3 protein-coding genes are annotated in these 14094 nt (G+C 36.8%); all 3 read right to left on the reverse strand.

Translation table 11 applies throughout. The annotated features are described in order from the left end of the window. Positions 1–858: Ig-like domain-containing protein (locus tag E0I61_RS13295; RefSeq protein WP_205728760.1), on the reverse strand; the 858-nt coding region annotated here is incomplete at its 3' end. 440 nt (positions 859–1298) lie between these two features. Beyond that, complete coding sequence (locus E0I61_RS13300) at positions 1299–7043, reverse strand: LamG-like jellyroll fold domain-containing protein (protein WP_132072004.1); 5745 nt, start codon at positions 7041–7043, stop codon at positions 1299–1301. A gap of 401 nt (positions 7044–7444) precedes the next feature. Continuing rightward, positions 7445–13849: a choice-of-anchor D domain-containing protein gene (locus E0I61_RS13305; protein WP_132072006.1), complete on the reverse strand. Its 6405-nt coding sequence runs from the start codon at positions 13847–13849 to the stop codon at positions 7445–7447. Positions 13850–14094: the final 245 nt, after the last annotated feature.

Raw genomic sequence — 14094 nt, forward strand, 5'->3', positions numbered from 1 at the left:
GCCTACTGCCGATGATAAAGCAATTGTGTTATTGGGTGTTACCGTTAGCATTCTGTCTGCGGTTGTCGTACCGCATAGCCCAGTTGAAGTGGCGGTGATAGTAGCTGTTCCGCTGAACGCCGCATCCCAATTCATCACCCCGGTACTTACATTTATTGTTCCCGCTGCTACCGGTAATACCGAATATACTACTGAAGTGCTGTTGGCAGCCGTTGCAGTATAAGTCTCATCAGATGCATTCTGGCATACTGTGGTTGCTCCCGCTGTAAAGCTGGTTGCTCCTGTTGGAGGATTTACAGTAACCACAATCTCAGCTCGATCACTTTCGCAACTTGGTCCTCCACCATCTCTACTGACCCAATATGAAGTGGTTCCTGCAATACTGGTATCAAGTGTTGGAGCTATAGAAGCAGGTATTCCTCCTGTTGATACAGTATACCAAAGGAGATCCGTTAAAGATCCTGAAATAGCATCCTCTATAACAGAGGCCGCATTTAAACAATAATTTAAAGGAGAAACATTTGGAGTGTTGGGTTTTACATTTACACTTACACTAAGAGCAGCTGTTATCGTTCCTACACAGCTAGAACTAGGAGCGCCATCAAAAGTAACAGTAATGTCATAGTTTCCGGCAACACTACCCCAATCAATCGTTATTGTATTGTCAGTTAGCGAACCTCCAGAACTAAGAGTTCCTCCAGAAAATGTCCAACTATAATTTGATCCACCAGATACAGCTGTATACGTTTCAGTTGTATTAATGCAAACTTTATTATCTCCGGAGAGAGTCTGACACTGCCCAAAGCTATATAGTGAAGTTAGAAACAATAGAATTATAAAGAAGTAATTTTTTTTCATAATAGTCACACTTTTTAATCAAACAATTAAGATTTTGTAATCTGGACATAGAATAATCTATGACATTTACAGAAGTAAAATAAAGTTTATTATTGTGGTATTATTTGCAATGAAAAAATTAATCAAGCTGTTGTTATTCTCTATATTTTCTTTTAGAATTGATATTCAAAAATGACAAAAGGATTATTTTATTCGGATTGTATATATTGTTTTTTTTAGGTTTTATAAGCTTAACAAGCTTAAAATTAAGAATTTATAACTAAATTTTATTAAAAAAATCTTTTTTTCGATAAAAGGATTTTATCTCCCGATAAACTACTCGTTTTAATAAAATTAAGCTTGGAGGTTTTCTTTTTTTCTTTTTTCAGGAACAATTTAGACATAAAAAAAACTGTCTTTTCAGACAGTTTTCTCTTTTTTAAAGTTTATTAATCCTAAGATTATTTAATAATTATTTTTTTACTGAGAGCTCCTTTGGAAGTTTTGAGTTTTACAATATACACTCCTGAACTTATTTTTTTGATTGGAAGCTGTATGTCATATTGTCCTTGATTTTCAATTTTCCAAGTGGTGATTGATTGTCCAATAATATTGAATAAAGTCACTTCTTGAACAGTTATATCTATTACTTTATTGTTGATTATTATTGTGTTTTTGCTTTGTGAATGGGCTATTTTTATTTCATTATCAATACTGGTTTCCTCATTAAGATTTAGTGTTTTGTCTTTGAATCGTAATGAAAAACGGGAATTATGTTCGCCTTCAGTAAGATTGATTTCAAAAGCTTCATTTCGGATATTATAGTACATTTTGGTGTCATCATCGTATAGAAAAATAGGTTGGTTTACATCAAAGTTTTCTAAAGCATCGATTAGGAATTTGACTTTCCCTGCAGCATCCGTTTTTACTCCAATAGGGTAGGAAGCATTGATGTCAAAAAATCCTTCGCCTTGAATTACCAATTGATTTTCTCCATTCAAAAAATACATATCATTGGGAAAGTCATCGATATTTAAACCATCATAACCGTAATCCATTTCGCTGGTTGCTTTTTCATTCATAAATCCTAATAATACCTGTCTGTGGTAATCGTTATGGGAATTAAATCCCAATCGAATTCTTTTAAAAGTATCTTTTTCTATAGGATCATTGTCATTATTAGTATTACTCAACGATTTTTCCTTTTTATCATTGTGTCCAATTTTATACATTACATTAGAATTCAAAGCGTCATTTTCTTTATGAAAACCTCTTTGGCTATTTTTAAAGATAACTGTACCGCCTGAACCAATTTTTCCATTCACAAAAAAGCCTTGGCCTACTGGAATATATCGGTTAGGAATCCCTCTTGATGGGGTTCCTGATTGGCTGATGAAATCAATACCAGCTGCTGATGGCGCTAAACCCCCAGTTAAATTTCGTGCAGCATATCCACCTTGATAATCACGTAAAATATGGGTGTTATTGGTTGCATAATGTTCCCAAAAATATAAAGTGCCATCTGTAGAGGGATTTGAGAAAGTTTCTAAAGAAGGTATATTATCAGTTATAAAAGCGTCGGCATCTAATGCAGATGGATATGGGTTACCGGTTAACAATAATTGATCATCACCAACAGTATTTGTTGTTATCGATCCATTATTCGGTTTTCCAATGAAGGTATAATTTTGAGTTCCTGATGATGCTCCACTTCCTTTTAATGTAAATCCTTGACCTACTCGTATTGGATCATTTTCATTTATTTGAACCCAATTAGCATAATCATTAGCATAATCATCAAATTTATAAAGCCAGTAACGAGCTAGACTAATTGGAGTTGTTGCAGCACCGTCATAGCCACCTATCCAATTTATTGCAATTGGTGTTACTGGATTGGTTCCATCTTTCAAACTGCCAGAAACGGTGTAGTCAGCGTTATTTGTAGTTGCATTTATTGGGCTGACTGGAGAACTCCAATAATTATAATTGTATAAATTAGATTGTCCTTTTTGATCTCTTTCGATATATCCTGAGCTTGTAACGTCTAAATCACTTTCCGTGGTTTGCACCAACTGTGACATCCCAACTAAATCAATTTTTCCATCTAATTTTAAGTACCAATCATTTTGTATTTTGGTATCATTGTTCATTATAATATTTTTTCCTGCATCCACCAGCATGCCTAAATCAATGTTGTTAGCCGTTTCTGTAATGTCATGTTTTACATGTACTATCGACCAGTTTTGTTCCATAATATCTTCTCCTCTGATTTCTTTTGTAGGGCTGTTTACCGCTGTTGAAAAACTTCCATTTCGTTCTGTTAAAAAAGGCATAGGGGCTTGTTGAATATGAATGTTCTTATGGTTGTAAATTTTTGTTCCAATGATATCAATTGCAGGAGTTGTCAGGTCATCAATTATATCATCTTTATAATTGTCCATTCTGTAATAACGAAGCAAATTAGCAAAAGGCAAAGGAATAGGAGAGGTGGCTACGTTTTTTGGGACAATTGTACCTCTAATTTGTGAACTGGTATCTTGAATTTCCTGATATACCATTCGTTGTAATTGGTAATCGGTCAAAGCCAAATTAAATACTCTTACTTCATCTATTTTTCCTTTAAAATATTTTGTATTACTGCTTGGATCTCTTCCTAAAGTGAGAAGCGATGCATCTGCTGAAATGCTTCCTGTTTTAGCTTGGCTTGCCACCAAAGCACCGTTTAAATATAACTTTATATTGGCACCGTCATAGATTACCCCAACATGATACCATTGTGATACATTTAAGGTGGTATTAAAAAGGACTGAAGTTCCATTAACAATTCCTTCTAATTTCTTGGTAGCTGTTATTCGTATTTGGAAATTATTTTGTCCTATAATGACTCCTTCCGAAGAAAATGCAGGGTTTAAATTAACCCATGCCATGAGCGATGCATTGGCTAAACCTCCAAGGATTGCTGTGCTTTGTCCATAGTCATTTCGTCCATCAAAATCTAGAAATAGTTTTGTGCGGATGTCTCTTGGTGAACCCCACTGAAACGTATTCGTATCAAAAGTATCCAGAATGCCATCTTTGTCAATGTCAGTTGTTCCATCAATAATTCCATTATTATTAGTGTCTAAAATTTTATAGTCATAAATCAATAATGTATTTGCAATATCAAATGTACTTCCGTTAGATATCACATCAAGATAATCGGGGATTCCGTCGGTATCTGTGTCTTTTAGATAGGTAGTAGCTGGATTTGCAGTTGCAATACCTTGTCCTAAATTTCCGTATTGGTTTGTTGCTCCCGTACCATAGTCGTAAATGTCTAATATTCCGTCTCCAAAACCTTCTGTTATTCCATCTCCATTAATATCTTTACTTCTAAATATTTCTGATTCCGGACCATCTCCTGTTCCGTCCCCATTGATGTCTCCGTCCCCATTTACATATCCAGAAACAGCATTTGTATTTCCTGCCCCAGATTCATCCAAGTCGAAAAGACTGTCGTTGTCACTGTCTAAATCTATATAATTTGGGATTCCATCACTATCAGAGTCTAATGCTGGTAATGCAGCTGTGGATTCGGCACTATCAAGGAGTCCATTTCCGTTGGTGTCAACCCAAGTCACATCTATTCTTCCTTTAGCATTGCTCAAGTTTCCTAAGCCAGTTTCAATAACATCTTCAATACCATCATTATCGGCATCCAAATCAAACATATCGGCAACTCCATCATGGTCTAAATCACATAAAGTTTGTGAAATTAGGATGTCATCCAATGCAAGGTCATTACCGCCACCACCAGGAGCATTATTTTTGAAACGGATGGTAAAGGCATTCACATTTCCTAAGTTGACACTAGTAGTGAATTGTTTCCAAACTCCTTGACTGCAGGTATTGTCCGTAGTGCTTCCAGAGCACCTTCCGATGTCTCCTGTGTTGAAAGTCGTAAGAAGATTGTTTGATAAATCATAAAATTCTACTGTTACATTGGGTAAAATTGAGCCTGGGAAAGTAGAGGGGGCCATTATATTTAATACCCAAAAACTGTAGGTTACAGGCAGATTGGACAGGATTCCTGTTATCGTTGTTTCGTAAAATGTGCCGGGAGTAAAACTGGCGTTAAAAACCGCCATTCTTCCATTGGTGTCCCCTGTGGTATGATCTTCGCCATTGTACCAAGCTAAATCACCATGAATATTTTCAGGGTCGCTGGCTACTGTTCCCGTTATTTTAGAAACCACCGTGTATTCCCCATCGTCTAGTATCCAGGTTGATTGGCTAGGACATGCTGTCGTGTTAGTGCCTGCAATTCCGTCTTCATAGCAATAGGTTGTTGTTGCATTATAAGCAGCTGTAAAGCTTGAAGTCCTTCCTCCTGTCCCGAAGGTTTCATTTAAAAACTTATAATCTACTTTATGGCCATTTGAGCTGTTACAATTTGTTTCCTCAGTAGCATCTAGAATACCATCATTATCATCATCTATATCAAAATTGTCATATACACCATCCCCGTCGCTATCAAAAAAGGTTTGAATTCCAGTACCTTGAATAGAAAAATCATAAGGATTTTCATTAGTATCGCCGTTTACAATTGAAATTGCGGCCGTTTTTAAACCTAAGGTATTAGGATTAAAGCTGACAGAAAATGTAGAACTGCCTCCCGCAGCAATTGAAGTACTCGGACTAGTGGTAACTGTGAAATCGCCAGCGTTAGTTCCGGAAATAGTTAGGACTCCTATGGATAAGGGGGAAGTACCCGTATTTTGAATGGTATATGTTTTTGTAATGATTCCTGTACTAGTTTCCATTGACCCAAAGTCGGTCCAATCTGTGGGACTTGGAATTGCATCACCATCAATAATTGAAACAGCGTTTCCCAGAATATTTATTTCGGGTAAATTTACGGTTGCTACTATAGCTGTTCTTGCGGCAGAAACACATGGACCATTAACCGCTTCAATATAATAGGTTGTCGTTGTAGCAATAAATGGCGTGGTAAAACTGGGTCCTGTTCCTAAAGCACTTCCTCCAGTTGATGCTGCAAACCAAGAAATTATTCCGGCAGAAGCAGTTGCGGACAAATCAACTGTGCCAGAGCCAACTCTAGAAGCGGGAGTTGTACCTGTAATTGTAGGAGTGGCATTTACGGTTACGTTTGCAGTATTATTTGTACCAATGTTAGAACTACAATTATTAGGAGTAGTTCCACCACTTGTCAGATTTGTAATTGTTATAGTAGTTGTACCGGAATTTGAAAGTGCGCTTGTGGTAAAAATTCCTGAACCGGCACTTGTAACCATCATAGTTGCGGTATTGGCTGTAGCGGTATTGGCTCCTGTTAAGTTGTATGTTACAGTATAAGTTCCTACTGGTAGTCCTGCTGCTGAGGATGTTACTAATGCACTGGCTGTGTTGCTTGGACAGATTGGAGTTACCGATAGAGTTGCCGTTAAACTATAAGTAGGGCAGGTCCATGAGATAATTACTTGACCTTTGTAGCCATTCCCGCCTGATCTATCTGCACCGGTTCCTGCTCTAGCCCCAGCTCCAGCACCGCCAAAAGCAGTGCTTGAATTTCCGTCGCTACTGATATCTAAGCCTGTTGCCCCTGCACCACCTCCAGTAACTGCAGCACCTCCAAGCATTATAAGAGCACTATTTCCATTTGAGATTGTTCCTGCGCTTCCGCCACCACCGCCACTTGATACCCCTAATGCTGCACCGGTTCCACCTGCCCCTCCATAATAATTAAAACCAGATGACCAGCCAATATTGCCACTTGTGGATGCAGTTGCACCACCAGTAGTTGAAAGATTACCACTTGCACCGTTACCACCATTACCACCAACAGCTAATAATGTAGCCGTTGACCCGAACCAAGATGAATTTCCTGCACCACCTGTGCCTGTTGAACCAACTCCGCCTGTTCCAACAGTAACAGTATATGTAGTGCCTGGAATTACTGTAATGGATGTATTCTTAACATAGCCGCCACCGGCACCACCGCCACCAGCAGATGGATTTCCTGTTGCACCACCACCAGCGCCTCCTCCTCCCCAAGCTTCAACTTGTATCCAGGTCACCCCAGCAGGAACAGTAAATGTTCCAGATGTGGAAAAGGTTTGAGTCGTTTGTGAAATTCCAAAAAATGTAATGAAAAGGAGAACAATTGTAAAAACTAATTTTTTGCTTATTAAAGTAATTTTATTCATAGTCTAATTACTGTATTTAATTAAGGTTCAGTTTTTTATCTTTTGAGCGTGACTTGTTTGAGTGATATTTTATGGACTAAAGTTAAATGTATTATTGTGATTAATCAGCTAAAGTGCAAATAAAATCGACAAAATACATTTTTATTTAAATATTGTAGTTTAATTAATACAAAATAATTAATTTTTATAAAAAAATAAATAGGAACTATTATGGGGAAATAGTTACTGGTTTCTAAATTTTCAATATTTATTACTATTCAAAAAAATGTAACCATAGATATTTAGTTAATCTTAATTAACAGTTTATGATTTTAATGAATCATTTTTAATTGGTCTAATTGTATAAAAAAAGACTTCCCGGTTAGGAGAAGTCTCTTTCTGAAGTGTTATTTTATTTTAAATTATTTGACGATAATTTTCTTACTGATATTCCCTTTGGAAGTTTTCAGTTTTACGATATAAACTCCTGATTTTTTGTTCTGAATAGGTATTTTAATACTGGTTTGTTCCTTGTCAGTCACATCCCATTTAGATATTAATTTTCCTTGGATATTAAAAAGTGACACGGCAAGAACTGTATTGTCATTTGCATCATTTGTTATATTCAAAACATTATTAGAACGGGTAAAGACTACTTGAACGGTATTTTCATAAGCAGGATCTTTTACGCTAAGGGTTTTATCCGTAAAACGTAATGAGAAACGATCAGTAAAGTATCCTTCAGGAAGTTCTATTTCATAAAGGGTATTCTTTATACTATTATAAGTATCCGTTTCTTTATCGTAAACAAAAATATTTTGGTTTTCATCAAAATTTTCTAATGCATCAATACCAAAAGATACTTTTCCAGCTGCTTCCATTCGAACAGCAATATGGAAGGAGGCGTCTTCATCAAAATAACCTTCTCCTTGTATCGCTAATTCATTTTCACCATTCAATAGATACATATCACTTGGAGATTCATCAATATTAAAGGCATCATAACCATTATCCATAGCACTTGTTGCTTTTTCGTCCATAAAGGCCAAAAGCACTTGTCTGTGGAAGGTTTTGTCGATAACATTAAATCCTAGCCGTACTTTTTTATGAGTGTCTTTCTCAATTGGAGCATTGCTATTGTCCGTCCAATGGCTAGAAGCTTTTGGACTAACCGGAATTCTATACGTTGTTTGGGAAACCCCAACTTCGTCTTCTTTATGAAAATCTCTTTGACTATTATTAAAAGTTACTGTTCCTCCTGTGCCAGCTATTCCAGCAACAAAGAAACCTTGCGCTACAGGAATATATCGGTTAGGAATCAACTTGCTTGTTGCACCAGACCCACTTATGAAATCTACGCCAGTAGCGCTTGGAGCGACTCCTCCAGACAGATTTCGTATGCCATAACCCCCTTGATACGCTCTTAATATATGGGTGTTGTTAGTTGCGTAATGTTCCCAGAAATATAATGCTCCATCAATTGCGGGATCAGTAATAGATGTTTCAACTGAACCAATGTTATCGGTTATAAATTTATCAGCATCTAATGCAGATGGATAGGGATTCCCTATAAGTAACAATTGATCTGCGAGTACTATGTTTGTTATAGTACCGTTATTTGGTTTTCCTAAAAAGGTAAGGTTTTGTGTTCCTGAAGTTCCTGGTCCTTTTAAGGTAAATCCTTTACTTGCTGACAATGATCCTGTTTCACCTATTTGAGTCCAATTGGCATAGTCATTCGCTAAATTATCGAATTTAAAAATCCAATAGCGTGCTAAACTAAATGGAGATGTTGCTCCATCAAAACCACCAACCCAAGTTATCGTTGCTGGTGCTGCAGGATTTGTTCCGTTTTTTAAAACTCCGGCCACAGTAAAAGCATTGTTGTTTGTAGTGGCGTTAATTGCACCCACAGGTGAACTCCAATAGTTATAATTATACTTGTTAGATTGTCCTTGTTGGTCTCTTTCTAATGAACCCGAACTGGTTGCATCTAAGTCGCTGCCTAGTTTTTGTATCAATTGTGATCTTCCCACTAAATCAATTTTTCCATCTAGTTTCAAGTAATGAGAAACTTCAATTTTAGTTCCATCAGTTTGTAATCCTCCAACAGTTGTAGCACTCAATGTGTTGCTGTTAACGAATAATCCTAAAACGGTTTTATTCCCTACCGAAGTAATATTATGACTTGTTTTTACAATATTCCAATCTATAGTTTCAATATCATCTACTATTGATAAACTATATGGAATATCTTGAACAGTATTGTTTTTCCATGTTCCGGGAGTTTCCCAGCTTCCATTTGCTAATGATTCATAAGGTAATGGTGCAGTTTGCAAATCTACAGTTGTTAAATTTCGTAGAGCAGCCGTATTATTGTTGTTTGATATGTCTTTGGCATTAGTAAAAGTATAGGTAGACATTGGATAATAGGCGCTTAAATTTGACCAAGGGATACTACTAATTTCATTCGATGTAATACTATTAGGGATAATTTTTCCATTAGTTGCTATGCCGTTACTTAGAATTTCTTGATTCATAACATAACGTAGTTCTTTTACAGAGAGCGCAACATTCCAAATGCGAACCTCATCGATAGTACCATTAAAGAAAGATGTAGGTGTTACACCATTTGCTGCTCCTATTAAGAAAGATTGTGTTGGATTCGCAGGTACATTGCTTAATGTTTTACTTGCATCTTCAAAACCATCGATATATAATTTTGCTGTTGAGGTTGAATTATCGTATGCCACGCATACATTATGCCATTTTTCTGTAGGCATTATTATAGAAGATGTTATAGTTTGTTTTGTGCCATTAAACCAACTCATCTCAACTTTTCCGGATGCATTTATACTTAAATCATACCCTGCGGTATAAGGGTTGTTTCTTTTGGAAAGAATTGTTTGGTTGATAGTACTACTTTTTATCCAAGCAGAGACTGTAAATGATGTGTTTAAATCTAAAACTTTACCAGCATCTAGATAATCATTTACACCATCAAAATCGATAGCTCTTTCAAAAGTTCTTTCTGGAGCATAACCAAAAGTAATATATTTAGTTCCGTCAAAATCATAATCAGTTTCTAGTTTTGACCCGTTAACGCGCATAATTCTATATTCTGATGTTGGATTAAATTGAGGAGTACTCGATATGAACATCAAGAAATCACCAGGAGGAGTTATCGTGGAGGTAAGTAGAGTAGAAGGTATAGAAACCTTACAAGAAGGAATATTACCGCCAGTTTCTTTCACTCTCCAAGTTCGTCCTATTGAAATAAAATCAACTTCAGTAGTTAATGAAGGTGATATCCCCGAACTCATGTTTACTATTACTGCGGGTTGAGCAAGCAGTGTTCCATTATTACTTCCCCAAACTAAAAACTCTTTATCGTTAATAAAATTATTTGGGTTATCGGAGTTTTTATTATAAATACCGCCAAGTCCTATGGTGACATCATCAATTATATTTTCAGTTTTAGATTGTCTTTGTTTCAATTCAGATTTATCATCACGGCCTATTCCAGCAATATTGTAATTAAATCCTGTACTTGCATCGTAAATTGATGTAGCTGCATTTATAGAAGCAGAGTTATAATAATCCAGACTTGTTCCATTACTTCCTAGTGTAATACCATATTTAATAGCTAAATAAGTCTCTATTCTCCTCCTGTCAGTTGCAGTATTACTGGTGTTATAATTGATTACTTCAAGAAAATCTCCATTAAAACTAGGACCAAAAGCTTCACTGGCTCCTAACCAATATCTGGAGTTTAGAATATCCTTATATGGTATATAAGTACCAGGATCTGTTAATTTTTCAGTTGTTGATAATAAAGTGCCATTGTTGAAGATACCCATTTTTGTGGATCCTGTGCCCGACCCAACATATCTGGGATTAAAAATATTAACTCCAGTATAAGATTTTGAGGTACTTATTTCACTGACTCCGTAAGATGTGTTAGCCCCTTGATTATATGCGAATACTTCATTTGTGAACCTACTCGAGGTATTCCCCATTTCAAAACCAGTTACATCTTGACTTCCTTTATTAATGGCAATATCATCACCACAATAAGTATCCATTGGACTTGTAGTAGAAGTTACAGTATTTGTTGGCTTAATAACTACAAACATATCCAAATTATTAAATCCTTGTCCACCTGCCATAGCATTTGCCCCATTAAAATGAATAACTGGATTAAAGTTGACATTATTAGTGGTATTGTGTAGAAATTTGGGTTCTTTACCTAATTTTGCAATGGCATCCTTAGTACTTCCTGTTGTTTTGTCTTGCCAAGTTGTTATAGCAACATTGTCAGCAACACTTCCAATATTACTATCAGCTTTTAGCCAAAATTTAAGATTAGAGGTAACTCCTCCTGGAGCAACTGTTAACGCAACTGGGACCTTAATTTCTGCTGATACAACAAAATCATAAGAGGTCTCACTTGGAGTACCCACATTATCTGTGTTTGTTACTGTGATAGTAGCCGTTTTTACACCTACTGCCGCAGTAGGAGTAAATGTAACCACAAAACTGGTAATCCCGCTAGCAGCTAATGAACTCGTAGGGATTATACTCGCTGTAAAGAAGCCTGCTGGCGTCACATTAACAGTAGTTGTTATTCCCAATGCAGTAGTTCCATAATTATAGATTTGAAAAGGAATCGCTATTTTTGTGGTTGTATCGGTGATTCCAAAGTCGGTTTGATCTAAAACACTTGGTGTGGTATCTCCATCAACAATAGAAACATCATTTCCTTGTATGTCTATTTCCCTACCTGTAACTGTCGTATTTCCCGTAATAACAAAATCATAAATACTTTCATTACCATCGCTATTTGCTATGCTTACAATGGCTAAAAAATTTCCTGTGATGGCAGAGTTGAATGTAACTTGAAAGGTTAGACTTGAACTTGGAGCAATTGAATTGCTGCTTGGTTGACTTGTTACTGTAAATGCACCATCCCCGGTTATTACAACTCTAGGTGTTCCTGTAAGTGTTAAAAGACCAGTGCCTAAATTCTGAATGGTAAATGTTTTTACAATAGATGTTCCAGCCAATCCACTCCCAAAATCAGTGTTATTAGTTGTAGATCCACCAGATGTTCCATCAATAATATCAGTACTGTTTCCTTGTAGATTAATTTCTGGTGTTACCCCGGTATCTCCCGTTCCGGCTATATTAAAATTATTGGGATTTTCGTCTGCATCATCAGTGGTAAATGATAAAGTTGCATTTCGTGTACCTATAGCTATGGGAGTAAAGGTAATCGTAAAGGTGGCACTTGATTGAGGTGCAATTGATGTTGGGGGATTTGTTGCTACAAATTCTGAGGCATTTGTTCCTCCAATAGTTATACTGCCTAAATTTAATGTTGCCGCACCTAAATTATTAATGGTATAAGTTCTGGTTAAACCTATGAGAAGATTGGAATTTCCTAGATTAGAAAAATCACCAGTACTTGGTGTAGTATCACCATCTGTAATAGTGAAGCCATTTCCTGAAACGGCAATTTCAGGATTATTTATAGTTGCTACAATAGCAACTCTTGGACTCGATGTACAAGATCCATTAGTAGCTTGTATGTAATAGGTAGTTGTAGCTGTAATAGATGGAGTAGTATAACTATTCCCTGTTACTAATGCTGTTCCTCCAGTTGCTGTAGTAAACCAAGAAATTGTCCCAACAGATGCTACTGCACTTAAGGGAACCGTGCCTGTACCTGTTCTTGAACCAGGCGTAGTTGAAGTTATTGTAGGGGTAGCTGATACTGTTATAGTTGCACTATTAAATAGTAAAATGTTATTACTACATGTTCCTGCGGCTAGATTTGTTATAGTTACTGTAGTTGATCCTGAGTTTGGTAAGGTACTGGTAGAAAAACTTCCTGTACCAGCAGTTGTAACATTCATAGTTGCAGTATTTCCTGAAGCAGTATTAGCTCCAGAAATATTGTAGGTTACGGTATAGGTGCCTACTGGCAGACCAGTTATACTCGAATTAACAGATACATTTGCAGCAAAAGTTGAACATAAAGGAGTTGCTACAGATGTGCTATTCAAGCTAAAAATAGGACATGTCCATGAAATGATTACTTGCCCATTTCCACCACCTCCACCAGATCTATCCGTTTTTGTTAGAGCATTTGCCCCTGCACCACCACCACCAGGTGGGGTACCAAAAGCTCCGTCTCCACTTTCTGTAGAACCATCTGCTCCTTTAACTCCTCCAGCTACTGCTGCACCCCCATTTTGGTCAATACCAGAATTTCCATTAGAGCCTGTACCTGCGCTTGATCCTCCAGCACCACCACCAAATAGACCATCACCACCTTTTCCTCCATAATAACTAAGAGGAGCTGTAAAACCCGTATTACCTGAGCTAACTGCTGTAGCTCCTGTAGTGTAGGTGTTATTCGTATTTGTAAAAGCTGCTCCATTACCACCAACGGCTAATAAGTAGGTTGTTGCACCGCTACTCAACGATGAAAATCCTCCAGATGTACCATTACCTCTGCTGCCTATACCGCCACTACCTACAGTTACTGTGTAATTTGTATCAGGTGTTACTGCATAGGAATTTCTTCTAGCATAAGCACCACCTGCACCACCACCTCCAGAAGAATTTGTTCCTGTAGCTCCACCACCTGCACCACCTGCGCCCCATGCTTCAATATTTATACTCGTTACTCCAGCTGGAACAGTGAAGGTGGAGCTTCCTGGTGTGTTGAATGTTTGTGAGGATTGAGAAAATCCAAAAAAACTAAGTAATAAAAAATATAAAGTAAAAAGGGTGTTTTTTGAAAAGTAATTTTGAGTCATGAACTTTCGGGTAAGATATTTAGGCCATAAAACTACTTGTTTGTTTTTTACGAAACAACATTTTGTTGATAAAATGTTATAATTTTTTGCTGTTTATCGGGTTTTTTGTTTCATTTGTCGAAGATTTAAATGTGGTAAAGTCCCTACGGTACAGTGCTGTGTCTTGTAAATCCTTAAACTACCAATATCAGACTCCTGTGGGATTGCTCCGATAGGAGTTAAATGTTGATAAAAATAATTAATCT

The sequence above is a fragment of the Flavobacterium ranwuense genome (assembly GCF_004349315.1).
GTDB classification, from domain to species: Bacteria; Bacteroidota; Bacteroidia; order Flavobacteriales; family Flavobacteriaceae; genus Flavobacterium; species Flavobacterium ranwuense.